Source organism: Actinomyces sp. S6-Spd3, from assembly GCF_000758755.1.
GTDB lineage: Bacteria > Actinomycetota > Actinomycetes > Actinomycetales > Actinomycetaceae > Pauljensenia.
The window spans coordinates 138696-151778 of sequence record NZ_JRMV01000279.1; the positions used below are offsets into that span (position 1 = coordinate 138696).

The window sequence follows — 13083 nt, forward strand, 5'->3', positions numbered from 1 at the left end:
AGAGGCATGGACGGCACTGTTTTATCAGTTTCGCAGTCTCAGCGACGGTGGAACTTCGATCGCATCACGCGCGCGAGCGCGATCTCAGCAAATGCATCCACAAGCATGGCCCCGCCAAAGACTCCCGCAAAGATCTTCCATCCAGAGCGAGGCTTGGGGGTTTTCACCGTCGAGACAAGCATGGACGCACCGACAGCCGCCTCCAAGGTGGCAAGCGTTGAGATGATCCACGGGCGCTCAGAAACGACTGCCATATAGGCCTTTTGAATCGCTGTCTGCGCATCCTCAGTGCTGGTCATCATGATGTCAACACTTCGTCCGATCGCATTTGAAATTCCGCGAGCGGCATGCAGAACCGCGCCTTCAACATCGCTTGCTTCGATGGTCCCCGAGAGGAACTCGGCGACGCCATGAGGAAGAGCAAGAGCCTGGACGACCCCAGTGATTGCCTCCGCGCCGCGGAGTTCTTGAGCTGCCAGCAGTGCGTCAACATCGGCTCCAGGAACGTGGGCCGCAATCTCGCGCAATGCGGGACGGTCCCCTACCAGGTCGACGACGGCCGGATCAACGGCCTCGACAGAGGAAGAACCAACAACGATGCGAACCGTCATTCCCCAGTTATAGGTGAGCACATGCTCGAGGTGGTCGTCGGTGACGAGGTAGAGATGCAAATCGCCGTCGGTCATGGTCAGAGAGACCAAGGGGAGATCGCCGAAGTTCCATCCGGACTTTTCTTCCGGAATCTCAGCGAGGAGGGCACGATAACCGTCCTCGAGCTCGATGTCAGCAACGTCAACGCCTTCGAGGGCTGCGAGCAAGGGCACCGACGAAGCGGGGGTACGGCCGATTTCGACAATGCGGACGGGAGTTTCAGTGTCGTCAACCTCGTCGGGGAGGAAATCAGCGAGCGGGCTCTCATTCTGAGACAGTGCGTCAGCGTGTTCAGATCCCAAACGAACTTCGGCGTTGAAGCGCTGGGCAAGATCCTGGGCAAGCTCGGTGACCGTAAGACCCGGCACCGCCTCGGTTGATCCTTCAGTAATAGTCGCAACGCGACCATCTGCCACTGCGACGTTGAGTCCTAGGAGTTGGGGGGTGGCTTCAAACCATTCAAGCTGGACCAGAACATCCTTCTCGCGAAGTGCCTGGGCAACCTCGGCGGGATCAAGCTGGGAAGCGATCATCATGCCCTCAACGCGGGTCCATGGTGCATCAGTCATCTTTGTCTTCCTTCCGTCAGACCCTCGGTGGTCCTTCGACTTGGTTCAAGTCTAGCGTCTCTATTCTTCGAAATTGACTGTGGCTCTACAAATTGGGATGGACGCGTCTTGAACACGAGATTTGAGTCGCCGCATTCAAAATAAAAGCAAGGTGGGGGCACCCTTGAGGTACCCCCACCAGATGTGCTTGCTCAGAAGCGATCAGCGCATCTTGGTGCCGACCGAGCCGAGGCGCTCAGCAGCTTCAACGACGCGTGCAGCCATGCCGGCTTCCGCTTCCTTGCCCCATGCGCGGGGGTCGTACTTCTTCTTGTTGCCGACCTCACCGTCAATCTTGAGGACGCCTTCGTAGTTGGTCATCATCCAGTCGACGACCGGGCGGGTGAAGGCGTACTGGGTGTCGGTGTCAACGTTCATCTTGATAACGCCGTTGGCAACTGCCAGTGCGATCTCTTCGTCGGTCGAGCCAGAGCCACCGTGCATGACCAGGTCGAAGGGACGGTGATCCAGACCGTAGTGAGCGGCGACCTCTTCCTGGATGGTGCCCAGGAGTTCGGGACGCAGCTTGACGTGGCCGGGCTTGTACGCACCGTGCACGTTGCCGAAGGTCAGAGCGGTGATGTAACGGCCGTTCTCGCCCAGGCCCAGAGCCTCAACGGTCTTGATGGCATCTGCGGTCGAGGTGTAGAGCTTCTCGTTGATTTCGCCAACGACGCCGTCTTCTTCGCCACCCACAGCGCCAACTTCGATCTCGAGGACGGTGTGAGAGTCAACTGCGAGCTGGAGCAGGCGCTTGGCGATCTCCAGGTTCTCATCGAGGGCGATAGCGGAGCCATCCCACATGTGGGACTGGAACCAGGGCAGACGACCTGCCTTAACTTCCTCGGCCTCCATGTGCATGAGCTGCTCGGTCCAAGAATCCAGGTTCTGCTTTGCGCAGTGGTCGGTGTGCAGTGCGATGGTGACGTCGTAGTTCTTTGCGACCTCACGCGCGTAGGCAGCCATTGCCAGAGAGCCGGCGATACGGTCCTTGACGGTGGAACCTGACCAGTATTCAGCGCCACCCACGGAAACCTGGATGATGCCATCGGATTCGGCATCAGCGAAACCGCGAAGTGCAGCGCTCAGAGTCTGAGAAGAGGTCACGTTAATTGCCGGGTACGCGAACTTTCCGTCACGCGCACGGTTGAGCATTTCGTTGTAAACCTCAGGGGTTGCGATGGGCACAGGAGCCTCCTAATTGATGACAACATCTGTCAGGAATTATTCTCCCACATTTGTGCCGGAAGATCACCGGACTATTGGCCCCATCGCGTGATCTTTTCGTGACATATTCCCCAGTCAGAAAGAAGTCACGCGGATTTGCGGCTCAGTAGTGCGACATGACCGGAGTTCCAATCTCCGACCATTGATAGACCCAGCGTGCTTCGTCAACGGGCATATTGATGCAGCCGTGCGAGCCTCCCGGGCCACTCCAGCCAAAGGAGCTCTGCCAAGGAGCACCATGGAAAGCGTAAGAACCGGTCCAATAGGTCACCCACGGGACACCCTTGGCACAGTAGGGCCAATCCGGAGTACAGCCCATGTCTTGTGCTTGGTACTTGAGGTAAACGTTGTACAGACCCGTCACGGTCTCATGGCCAGGAGAACCCGGAACAATTGCGACTGGACCATGAACCACCGTCGCACCTTCATAGGCAGTTACAGAGTTGTTTCCGAGGTTAATCTCGAGCCACTTCTCTCCCGGTGCTGCTTGATACACCAGCTTTTCTGCGCCATCTGCGATCAGTTTGCGCTCATAAGTCGCAGGAGTCGTGTCGTAGCTGAACTCGCCTTTAAATTCGCGATTTGCCTTGAGCGATTCAATAACAGAAGACGAGAGGGCATCAAGGTCCTTCACCTTGCGACCATCAACAGCCTTCTTCGGGGTTTGGACAATATCGCCAGCGGAATTCACGTTGTGACGACCATTCACAGGCTCGCGATTGGTGCTTTCCCCCTGAGTACGAACCCACTCACGTACGCGCTCATCGTCGATCGTCGGCTGATTCAAGGTACCGTTTTCGGCGGCCGAGATCTTGACCCAGCCAACGCGAGCCTTCGCATCGGCCTGGATCACGTCCTCACCATCGGAGATCTCAACGGGGATCTGCGCCAGCTTATTCGCGCTATCGGCAATCCCCTGTGCCGTGCGATCGTCAACGACGGGAGACAGATTCGAGGCAGTGAGTTCGAGGTCTCCTCCCCGCAGCATGCGAGCGGCCTCGCCAAGGGCTGAACGAAGTTCTTCGTAGGCAACTCCACGGCCAGCCTGCGAAGAGGTTGCCACGAAGGATTCCTGGTCCTCCGCGGGATGCACGCTGGCATCAACGACCGGTGTTCCCAGGGAAGAGGCAACCTTATTCGACAGGTCCCTGAGCTTGACGTCGTCGACTGTGACTGCAGCGGGGACGTCGTGATGAACTGCAAGCGCTTTGAAACGTTCCAAGATGCTCTTATTCGGAGCAAGAGCTTGCTCCGCACTCCCCTGAGAATCAACGGTCATGCCCATGTCAGCAAGCGCAAGTTCAGTGGAGTGCCCTTCAACCTTGAGGTTGACCTTCATCCCGGCGGCGCGCTCATCGACCATGGAGACAATTTCATCGCGAGTCATTCCCGAAACGGACTGTCCGGCCACGGTCACATTGGGCAGAGCACGCGCCGAGTAGTGCACTGCGTAAGCGACAGCCGCAGCGATCAGCGCAACGAAGAAGACCCCAAGCGAGACGCCAAGGATCAGAGGCTTGCGTGATCGGGAAGAAGTATGTTCAGTCATCGTCCCTATCCTACCGATTTCACATTGTTTTCGCGATAAACTCACAGCTTCGCACCCACGAAGCCTTGCCGCGCGTAGCTGATTGTTTCCTGGTACCCTATTTCCGCTGTTCAGGCGTACCGTTAAAGAAGGCGGTACCGGGGAGGTAAAAAGTGAGTGACCTTCGTCTTCTTGTTGTTCCGGGGGGCACCTCCCCGGCATCTGTAGCTATGGCGCACGCTTCCTTGCACAAGCTCGTTGAGCTGTATGAAGAGCACCAGGCCGATCCCAGCCATCCAGCGCCGCGCACCGTTGTTGTGATCCGCGATCCCGCCCAAGTGCCACCTTCAAGCCTGCGCGCAGCCGTGACTACGCCTCGTGAAGCCTTCCCGCCCGAGCTCTATCCCGAACTCGCCGACCGCATCGACGATCCCAACCTCTTTGACGGGATCGATCTTGTCCTCGCTTCCTCAGGATCCTCTGGCGAACCCCAGTTGGTCGGGCTCTCCATCGAGGCACTCTTGGCCTCGGTCAAGGCTTCTCATTCCGCGCTTGGTGATCCTGGACGCTGGATCCTCGCTCTTGCCTCGCACCACATTGCGGGCGCCCAAGTCCTCATGCGCGCGGCAGCCACAGAGATTTCTCCTCAAATCGTGGACTGCACCCACGGGTTCAACCCGCAAGACCTGCTTCCAGCCATTGCAGGTGCTACCTCCGATCCTGAGCTTCCGGGCTATCTGTCCTTGGTCCCCACCCAGTTGGCAACCTGCCTCGACGCCGGAGCCGAGGTCCTTGAGGCCATGGCGAAACTTCACACCATTCTCATCGGCGGTTCTCGCCTAGATCCAACTTTGCGCGCCCGCGCAGAAGAAGCAGGCCTCCACATCGTTGAATCCTTTGGAATGACGGAAACATGCGGCGGCTGCGTCTACGATGGTGTTCCCCTCCCCGGAGTCCTAGTCCGCACGCTCGAATGGGATGGAGCAACCCGCGTCGCGATCGCGGGTCCCGTGCTATTGACTCGCTATCTAGCCCAGGACACTCCCTTCCACGACGAACTCGGCACACGCTGGTTCATCAGCGGAGATACCGGAATGATTGATGCGGGTGGACGCCTGAAAGTCATGGGGCGCGCAGACGATGTGATCATCTCCGGAGGCCTCAATATCCCGCCTATTCGGGTTGATGATGCTCTCAAGAACGTGTCCGGAGTTAAGGACGCGTGGTCGGTGGGACTTGATGATGAGAAGTGGGGCCAAGTCCTCTCCTGTCTGGTTGTCCCCGAGGCGCAGACTTCTTTCCCGCCCAGCCCAGACTTCGTTGAGCATTGGGGCCACAAGATCCGCGAGGAGGTCGCGAACCAGATCGGTCGACCGCAAGCACCTCGCCGCGTCATTTTTGTTCCTGAGATTCCCCAGCTCTCATCGGGCAAGGTCAACCGTCTTGCAGCGCGCGCCCTTGCCGAGTCTCTGACCGGCAGCGATTCAGAGTGGCGCCGATGAGTCAGGCAAGGCCGGGCGGGGCGACTCTTGCGGACTGGATTGAAGGGGCCAGGCTGCGCACTCTTCCCGCAGCCGCTGCCCCCGTCATTGTGGGTGTGGCCGCCGCCTATGCTCTGGGCAGCTTCCACCCGCTCCGCTCCGTCCTCGCACTCAGCGTCGCCCTGCTCCTCCAAATTGGTGTCAACTACTCCAACGATTACTCCGACGGGATCCGCGGGACGGATGACCAGCGCAGCGGTCCCCAGCGCCTCACCGGGTCGGGGCTTGCTCGGCCTCGAACTGTTCTAAGCGCAGCACTGGGATGCTTCGCGGCGGCCGGCGTACTCGGATTGATCTTGGTCGCACTTAGCGCAGCGTGGGCCCTCATTGCAGCCGGTATCGCAGCCGTTGCCGCAGCCTGGTTCTACACGGGAGGAAAGCACCCCTACGGATACATGGGCATCGGGCTATCCGAACTCTTCGTCTTCGTCTTTTTCGGCCTCATGGCAACGGTCGGGACGACTTGGACGCACACCCCTCAGGCTCCCTGGTGGCTGTGGCTCATGGCCTCGTGCCTGGGACTGCTCTCGGTTGCCATGCTCATGGTGAACAATATCCGCGATATCCCAACAGATAGCGCGAGCGGAAAGAAGACTCTTGCGGTGCGTTTGGGACAGCGGACCTCACGCTGGATTTATGCGCTGTGTCTTCTCTTCCCCATCACAGTTTTTGCCGCTCTTCCCCAGGCCGTTGGCACTCCTGTGATCGTGTGCATTCTGGCCTCGATCACGTGGCTTTTGGCGATTACTCAGCCCGCGTATCTGGTCCTCAGCGACCTGCGCGGGAAGGGACTCATCATGGTCCTTAAACACACGGGTTTCTTGACCTTGGGCTGGGCCATCTTCGTGAGCGCCCTTTTGGTCTCAAGTACATTTGCTTGATCACCTGCTTTACACTCGACGTATGGTTCGCGTTCTTTTTGTTATCGCCTGGTTTGCTGCATCCGTTTATGCAATTTCGGACTGGGCGACAACTCCTGCGGACCGCATGCCCTTGAATCTGCCGCGAATGACCTGGCTCATCATCTTGGTCGTCACGGTTCCTTTCCTTTCTTTGGGAGCGCTGGCGTGGATTGTCCTCAAGGCTGTTGCGAATGCAGAACAACGTCAGGAACAGGGCTCTCCAAAAGCTCCAGCAGCGCCCGATGATGATCCCGAGTTCCTCTTCCGCCTCGAACGTGATCTCCAGATGAAACGCAAGCGCGAAGAAGAGAAGAAGAAAACAGAAAACCCCTCCAGCGAAGCCGATGGAGAGGATTCTGATCCAGGCAAGGACGAAGACCCGACGCCTAGCGCTTGAGCTGAGCCTCAGATACTCCCGGAACCATGTCCGAGGCCTGGGAAAGCAGGTGCGCAGCGGGCTCCGTGTAGGTCATTCCGACCAGCACATCGTCGTCGAAAATCAGTGATGTCAAGGACGCAAGAGAGCACTGGCGCGACAGCGGCGAGTGCCCCAGAGGCTGGTGGCGGATCAGACGCTGAAGCGAAACGATCGGCATCTGGTGCGAAACCAGCAAGGCCTCGTGGCCGCGAGCTTCACGCAGTGCACGGGCGACCGCGCGGGTCATGCGCTGTGCAGCGTGGGCGTAGGATTCTCCCCACGATGGACGCAGAGGATTAACGTAGTAGCGCCAGTATTGCGGTCGCGCCAAAATCCATCGATTTGCGTTTACCGCGACACCCTCGAAAACCGATTCGGCTTCGATCAGGTGGTGATCGTGTTCGATTTCGAGATCGTAGGCCGAGGCCGTGGGGGCAGCTGAGAGTTGTGCGCGCAGCAGGGGCGAGGCGACAACGTGGGTGATATCCGCGTCGGTATCCACCAAGTAGTCGGCGACGGCCTCGGCCATTTGGTGACCGAGGTCGGTAAGGCCATAGCCGGGAAGGCGGCCGTACAAAATACCGTCTGGGTTATCGACTTCTCCGTGGCGCATCACATGGATGACGGTCTTCATTTCACAAGCCTTTCGTGGCTCCCATCATCGACACGCGGGCAAAACGCGAGAAGAGGAGGGAATGGAGGAGATATGCCGAAGGGCCCCACCTGTGGAGGGACCCTTCAAGAAGATCACTTCTTGTTGCGACGCTGGTGACGCGTCTTGCGCAGCAGCTTGCGGTGCTTCTTCTTCGCCATGCGCTTGCGGCGCTTCTTAATGACGGAGCCCATGGGGTTCCTCCCTCGAGTGTGTAGGTGCGGCAGAGGTGACTACCGCCTGACGTCAGGTGCCAAAAGGCACAGCAGGTTTATATTACCCGTTAATCCCCGCAACGCGTTCATCGATGTGATCAGTCAGACCGGCACGGATCAGCTGTCCCACAGCTGATTCGGGAACGCGGAAGCTCTTGCCTACGCGAATTGCCGGCATCTCTCCACTGTGAATCAAACGATAAACAGTCATCTTCGAGACGCGCATAATGTCCGCCACCTCAGATACCGTCATAAAACGCGGGGCAGAGTGCTGATCCATTGATGACTCCCAGACGTGCAAAGATTATTTCCGTCCTATGATACGTGATTCACTCCCCCAAAATGCAACTTTCTCCACTTCAATTTCATGTAATTACTTCAGCCACCTGTGTCACGTTATTCACAAACGTTTCAGGCGTTAGACTTTTTGGGCACTAGGATGAACATTGACGAGTGAAAACGGGAGGTGACATGGCTCGTTCTAACCGACGCCGAGGCGTGCGTCGCGGGATACCCCGTCGACATTCTCCTAGCTCCCATGCTCGGGCTCTTGAGCACCGTTCGAGTGACTATTCGACCGCGCCACTTGCTTCCGAAGATCGTCCCTCTCCCGCCGTTGTTTACCCGCGTGGAGTGAGTCCTCGGGTTCTTGAAGACTCGGGACCATGGATGCGCTTCCGCGTATGGTTTGCTCGTCAAGCTCGTTATTCTCCCGCTCGGCTGGCATTGATCGTCTTCGTCATGCTCATTGCCTTTATTACTTCGCTTCTTGCGCTCCCCATTGCAACAGCCTCGACGGAACGCGCACCCTTCATCGATATTCTCTTTACGGCAATTTCTGCCGTCTGCGTCACTGGCTTAACCGTCGTCGATACCGCTACCTATTGGTCACCCTTCGGCCACTCGGTGATCGCATTGGGTATTTTTATTGGCGGCTTGGGGGTCGTCACTCTCGCAACTATTCTGGGCTACGCAGTGTCACGCCAGCTCGGCCTCACCCAGCGCATGCTCGCGACAGTCGAAACAAAATCAAGTGGCATGGGGCAACTGACAGCGCTCCTCAAAGCTGTCATCTTTACCTCCTTAAGCGCACAGATCCTTCTCACCTTCGTTTTCCTCCCACGCTTCATCACTCTTGGCCACGACACACTTGTCGAATCTTTCTTCCACGCAATGTTCATGGCAATTTCGGTTTTCAATAACGCTGGTTTTGTGATCCTCAGTGGTGGCCTCACCCCCTATCACAATGACTGGTGGATGCTCGGACCGATTATTCTGGGAACCTTCGTGGGCGCTATCGGTTTCCCGGTAATCCTTGATCTTTCGCAGCATTGGCGTACCCCGTCGAAGTGGGCGCTCCACACAAAGCTCACACTTTCGACCTACATTCTTCTGACCTTCTTCGGGACCATCACCCTTGCAATCACAGAGTGGACCAACCCCTCAACGCTGGGTGACCTCGATGTTTCCTCGAAGCTTCTCAATGCGCTTCTTGGTGGAGTCAACGCTCGTTCCTCCGGACTCTCCGCACTCGACGTCGGCCAGATGCGCCCCCAAACTCACTTCATCCAAGATGTCCTCATGATGATCGGCGGCGGCTCCGTGTCGACGGCAGGCGGCATCAAGGTCACCACCTTCGTGGTTCTTTTGCTCGCTGCTGCTGCAGAGGCACGAGGCGATCGCGACATCGAGGTCTTCGGCCGCCGCATTTCCCACGGCGTTCTTCGCCTCGCGGTTGCGGTCACTCTCATGGGTTCTCTCCTTGTCGGCCTCTCGACGGTCATCCTGCTCTCACTGACCGGTTACACCTTGGATGTCGTCCTCTTTGAATCGATATCTGCCTTTGCAACAGTGGGGCTTTCAACGGGGATCACCCCCGCGCTCCCGGCGCTAGCGAAGTATGTACTGGCCGCGCTCATGTTTGCCGGACGTACCGGAACAATGACGCTTGCTGCAGCGCTCGCCCTGCGCGATCGGCCTCGTGCCATTCGCTTCCCCGCAGAAACTCCCCTCATCGGCTAGCCCCAGCCCGGCCTCGTTCCATATTGATTCCAACCAAAACCGCATGCGCGTGGGAGAATACGACTATGGCAGAAGATAAGGACCTCTCATCGGGAACCCTGGTTATTGGCTTGGGACGCTTTGGCTCAGCCGTCGCGCTGACCCTAGAAAAGCTCGGATACGAGGTATTGGCGGTCGAAAAAGACTCTCGCCGCGTCCAGCAGTTTTCCGGTCGCATTCCCGTTGTCGAGGCCGACGCATCCTCAATGGAAGCACTCAACCAGCTGGGTGCGCGCGACTTTCATTCAGCGGTCGTGGGCATCGGTTCTTCTCTGGAGGCTTCCGTTCTCATCACGGCAAACCTTGTCGACTTGGGCATGACCAATATCTGGGCGAAGGCAATCTCGCGCGAGCACAGCCGTATCTTGCGTCGCATCGGCGCACACCACGTTGTTGCCCCCGAATTCGATGCCGGTCAGCGCACCGCTCACCTCGTGGGTGGACGCATGATCGACTACATCGAAATGGATAAGGACGGCTTCGCAATCATGAAGCTGCGTCCCCCTAAAGAAGTTTGTGGCTTCACCTTGAGTGAGCTTGATTTGCGAGGCCGCTACGGCGTGAACGTGCTGGGCATCCTTCGTCCCGGCGCGCCTTTCGAGTATGCGGATTCCACGACGCGCATTAATCGGGAAGACGTCATCGTTGTCTCGGGTGATACGCGTCTGCTGGAGTACTTCGCCAATCGTCCGTGATCTATTGCGCCTAGTAATTTTTCTGTCTGCGTCCACAACTGGACGCAGATGCACCCGGCGTGGTTTAGCGTAGGGACATGGCTAAAGAGAAAAGCGTTTACCGGTGCAGCGAATGCGGGTGGACCTCACCCAAATGGGTCGGACAGTGCCGCGAGTGCCACCAGTGGAACTCGATGGAAGAATCCGGTCCCGCTGTCCAATCTCCCGGAACAACGCTTGCCACTACCCCGCGCCAGCCCGCACTGCCCATCAATGACATCAGTGCAGAGAAAGCACGCAGCAAAGCCACCGGTATCGGGGAATTTGACCGCGTCCTCGGAGGCGGGATTGTCCCCGGGGCCGTCATCCTCCTTGCCGGAGAGCCGGGTGTTGGCAAATCGACGCTTCTCTTAGAGGTTGCCTCGACCTGCGCCGGCGCGGCCCCGGTCCTCTACATCACGGGGGAAGAATCTGCCTCGCAGGTTAGAGGCCGCGCGGAACGCATCGGCGCACTCCACCCTCAGCTTTTCCTTGCCGATGAGACATCGCTGTCCACGGCGCTTGGCCACATCGAAGCAACGAACCCTTCCCTTGTCATTGTTGATTCTGTCCAAACGTTGCAATCGGATCAGCTCGATGGTGGTGCGGGAAGCGTGGCTCAGGTAAGGGCTGTTGCCAGCGCGTTGATCCGTGTTGCGAAGGAACGCTCCATCCCGATCCTTTTGGTTGGTCATGTCACCAAGGATGGCGGGATCGCGGGGCCTCGTTTGTTAGAGCACCTTGTCGACGTGGTCTGCCAATTCGAGGGGGACCGTCACACGCGGTTGAGGCTGTTGCGGGCCGTTAAGAACCGCTACGGTCCCACCGATGAAGTGGGCTGTTTCGAGCTCAGTGACACCGGAATTATCGGGCTGACAGATCCTTCTGGCTTATTCCTCTCACAGTCACAATCTGCCGTCCCAGGCTCTTGCGTCACTGTCACTTTGGAGGGGCGCCGTCCCCTCCCCACTGAAATCCAAGCTCTCGTAGCTCATACCTCGGCCGGGTCCCCACGTCGAACAACGGTTGGCGTTGACCACTCGCGCGTGGCCATGATCTTGGCAGTCCTGCAGGCACGGCTCGGAATTGATACTTCTGATTGCGATGTCTACGCCTCGACGGTCGGAGGAGCTCGAATCAGCGAACCCGCTGCGGATCTTGCTACTGCTATCGGCATTGTCTCGGCGGTCAGGGGGACTCCCACTCGCAGCGCGCTCATTGCTTTCGGCGAAGTCGGTTTGACGGGTGAAGTACGCGCCTGTACCGGAGTGAAACGACGCGTTCAAGAAGCCGCGCGCTTAGGATTCACAACCGCAATCATTCCTGCACAAGGATGCGAAGAGGCCATGGGAGTGGAGGGCATTACTGTCTTGCCCATTTCTGATCTGGCAAGTGCGCTGCGGGCCGCAATCCGCTGAGTTTCTTCGCTCATTGCAAGAATCCGTCTAATACACTTAGAGCAGGGATCACGCATTGAAAGGCTGGATTCATGACATCAGATGCCGCACTCTTGCGCAGCGCATTACAGGACATTGCGCCCGGAACTGCGCTGAGAGAGGGTCTCGAACGCATTCAGCGCTCCCACACGGGCGCACTGATCGTCCTCGGCTTTTCTCCTGAACTCCAAGAGCTGTGCTCAGGCGGCTTCGATTTGGACGTGGAATTCACCGCGTCTCGTCTGCGCGAATTATGCAAGATGGATGGCGCAGTCATCATCGACCCAACGAATTGGCGAATTCGCAAGGCAAACGTCCAGCTTTTCCCCGACCAGTCCATTCCGACCGATGAATCGGGAATGCGTCACCGTACTGCACAGCGCACCGCCTATCAAACGCACCTTCCTGTTCTTTCGGTTTCCGCATCCATGCGCTTGATCTCGATCTACGTCGGTAAATACCACCACATTGTCGAAGAACCTGAGGCTTTGCTCTCGCGTGCAAATCTCGCGGTTGACACCTTGGATCGTTACAGCCAGCGTCTCGATGAAGTTTTGCAGACGCTCACAATCCTCGAAATGCGTGATTCGGCGACCATTCGCGATGTCGCAACCGTCATGCAGCGCATGGAAATGATCCGCCGCATCACGTCTGAAATTAACGAGTACCTTGAAGAACTCGGTTCGGAAGGACGTCTTCTCGCCCTGCAGGTTGATGATCTGGTTCGCGGAGCCGGGTCGGAGCGCGCTCTGGTCCTGCGTGATTACATCAGGGATTCTTCGGCCGTGGCGACCGCCGAAGCTGCTTTGTCTGAGCTTGCCAGTGACCGTCTTGTTGATCTTGCGGCTATCGCAAACGTTTTGGGGCTTGGCGTTTACGATCCTTCCGATCTGGACCGCATGATCCAACCCCGTGGTGTCCGGGCTCTCTCCTTGGTTCCCCGTCTCCCGTGGAATGTCATCAAGGAAATCACCAGCCACTGGGAGAATCTTGCAGATCTTCGCGAAGCCAGCGTCGAAGACCTTCAACAAATCGAAGGTATTGGCCCCTACCGCGCGAAGCTCATCCGTGAAACTCTTGAGAATCAGTTCTCAATGGCGGCAACGGGAATCGTCGGCTGGTAAAACGTAG

The 13083-nt window shown here is 57.8% G+C and carries 13 protein-coding genes; 7 read left to right on the top strand and 6 right to left on the bottom strand.

The features are described from left to right. Positions 1 to 38: 38 nt before the first annotated feature. The 3 genes from HMPREF1627_RS06950 to HMPREF1627_RS06960 form a co-directional block, all read right to left on the bottom strand. Entirely contained in the window at positions 39 to 1220 is a 1182-nt protein-coding gene (locus HMPREF1627_RS06950) for a hypothetical protein (protein WP_034502357.1), read from the bottom strand. 201 nt (positions 1221 to 1421) lie between these two features. Beyond that, entirely contained in the window at positions 1422 to 2447 is a 1026-nt protein-coding gene (gene fbaA / locus HMPREF1627_RS06955; protein ID WP_034502361.1) for a class II fructose-bisphosphate aldolase, read from the bottom strand. A gap of 142 nt (positions 2448 to 2589) precedes the next feature. Continuing rightward, a complete protein-coding gene (locus HMPREF1627_RS06960) occupies positions 2590 to 4035 on the bottom strand; it encodes a L,D-transpeptidase family protein (RefSeq protein ID WP_034502363.1) in 1446 nt (481 codons plus the stop codon). A gap of 152 nt (positions 4036 to 4187) precedes the next feature. On the opposite strand from HMPREF1627_RS06960, the gene HMPREF1627_RS06965 reads away from it, so the two are divergent. Genes HMPREF1627_RS06965 through HMPREF1627_RS06975 form a run of 3 tightly spaced genes read left to right on the top strand, consistent with a single transcriptional unit; the run spans position 4188 to position 6854 of the window. Continuing rightward, positions 4188 to 5516 (top strand): AMP-binding enzyme, encoded by a 1329-nt coding sequence (locus HMPREF1627_RS06965; protein WP_034502365.1) that lies wholly within the window; start codon positions 4188 to 4190, stop codon positions 5514 to 5516. Then, positions 5513 to 6436, top strand: a complete 924-nt coding sequence (locus HMPREF1627_RS06970; RefSeq protein WP_034502366.1) for a 1,4-dihydroxy-2-naphthoate polyprenyltransferase — start codon at positions 5513 to 5515, stop codon at positions 6434 to 6436. The genes HMPREF1627_RS06965 and HMPREF1627_RS06970 overlap by 4 nt, the downstream gene beginning before the upstream one ends. 22 nt (positions 6437 to 6458) lie before the next feature. Then, positions 6459 to 6854, top strand: a complete 396-nt coding sequence (locus tag HMPREF1627_RS06975; protein WP_034502367.1) for a phospholipase — start codon at positions 6459 to 6461, stop codon at positions 6852 to 6854. On the opposite strand, the gene HMPREF1627_RS06980 is transcribed toward HMPREF1627_RS06975, so the two are convergent. From HMPREF1627_RS06980 to HMPREF1627_RS06985, 3 genes are all read right to left on the bottom strand, one after another. Then, positions 6844 to 7509, bottom strand: coding sequence for a histidine phosphatase family protein (locus tag HMPREF1627_RS06980; protein WP_034502369.1), 666 nt, complete (start codon positions 7507 to 7509; stop codon positions 6844 to 6846). The two genes, HMPREF1627_RS06975 and HMPREF1627_RS06980, sit on opposite strands and share 11 nt — an antisense overlap. Positions 7510 to 7622: 113 nt before the next feature. Further along, positions 7623 to 7721 (bottom strand): 30S ribosomal protein bS22, encoded by a 99-nt coding sequence (locus HMPREF1627_RS10235; protein ID WP_003792170.1) that lies wholly within the window; start codon positions 7719 to 7721, stop codon positions 7623 to 7625. A gap of 82 nt (positions 7722 to 7803) precedes the next feature. Next, entirely contained in the window at positions 7804 to 8022 is a 219-nt protein-coding gene (locus tag HMPREF1627_RS06985) for a helix-turn-helix domain-containing protein (RefSeq protein WP_009408561.1), read from the bottom strand. Between the two features lie 191 nt (positions 8023 to 8213). Here HMPREF1627_RS06985 and HMPREF1627_RS06990 point away from each other — a divergent pair, with 191 nt between their 5' ends. The 4 genes from HMPREF1627_RS06990 to disA all read left to right on the top strand — a co-directional run bounded on the left by HMPREF1627_RS06990 (position 8214) and on the right by disA (position 13076). Beyond that, positions 8214 to 9764: a TrkH family potassium uptake protein gene (locus HMPREF1627_RS06990; RefSeq protein WP_034502372.1), complete on the top strand. Its 1551-nt coding sequence runs from the start codon at positions 8214 to 8216 to the stop codon at positions 9762 to 9764. A 65-nt stretch (positions 9765 to 9829) separates the two neighbouring features. Beyond that, positions 9830 to 10498, top strand: coding sequence for a potassium channel family protein (locus HMPREF1627_RS06995; protein ID WP_034502375.1), 669 nt, complete (start codon positions 9830 to 9832; stop codon positions 10496 to 10498). Positions 10499 to 10575: 77 nt separating this feature from the next. Continuing rightward, positions 10576 to 11934: a DNA repair protein RadA gene (radA, locus tag HMPREF1627_RS07000; protein WP_081940789.1), complete on the top strand. Its 1359-nt coding sequence runs from the start codon at positions 10576 to 10578 to the stop codon at positions 11932 to 11934. Between the two features lie 71 nt (positions 11935 to 12005). Then, positions 12006 to 13076, top strand: coding sequence for a DNA integrity scanning diadenylate cyclase DisA (gene disA, locus HMPREF1627_RS07005; RefSeq protein ID WP_034502381.1), 1071 nt, complete (start codon positions 12006 to 12008; stop codon positions 13074 to 13076). Positions 13077 to 13083 lie beyond the last annotated feature (7 nt).

Bases quoted from the DNA above. Each gene is read 5' to 3' on its own strand.
- HMPREF1627_RS06990 (WP_034502372.1), top strand. From the start codon at position 8,214: ATGGCTCGTTCTAACCGACGCCGAGGCGTGCGTCGCGGGATACCCCGT.
- HMPREF1627_RS06995 (WP_034502375.1), top strand. From the start codon at position 9,830: ATGGCAGAAGATAAGGACCTCTCATCGGGAACCCTGGTTATTGGCTTG.
- HMPREF1627_RS06975 (WP_034502367.1), top strand. From the start codon at position 6,459: ATGGTTCGCGTTCTTTTTGTTATCGCCTGGTTTGCTGCATCCGTTTAT.
- HMPREF1627_RS06985 (WP_009408561.1), bottom strand. From the start codon at position 8,022: ATGGATCAGCACTCTGCCCCGCGTTTTATGACGGTATCTGAGGTGGCG.
- HMPREF1627_RS06950 (WP_034502357.1), bottom strand. From the start codon at position 1,220: ATGACTGATGCACCATGGACCCGCGTTGAGGGCATGATGATCGCTTCC.
- disA (WP_034502381.1), top strand. From the start codon at position 12,006: ATGACATCAGATGCCGCACTCTTGCGCAGCGCATTACAGGACATTGCG.
- HMPREF1627_RS06980 (WP_034502369.1), bottom strand. From the start codon at position 7,509: ATGAAGACCGTCATCCATGTGATGCGCCACGGAGAAGTCGATAACCCA.
- HMPREF1627_RS06960 (WP_034502363.1), bottom strand. From the start codon at position 4,035: ATGACTGAACATACTTCTTCCCGATCACGCAAGCCTCTGATCCTTGGC.
- radA (WP_081940789.1), top strand. From the start codon at position 10,576: ATGGCTAAAGAGAAAAGCGTTTACCGGTGCAGCGAATGCGGGTGGACC.
- HMPREF1627_RS06970 (WP_034502366.1), top strand. From the start codon at position 5,513: ATGAGTCAGGCAAGGCCGGGCGGGGCGACTCTTGCGGACTGGATTGAA.
- HMPREF1627_RS10235 (WP_003792170.1), bottom strand. From the start codon at position 7,721: ATGGGCTCCGTCATTAAGAAGCGCCGCAAGCGCATGGCGAAGAAGAAG.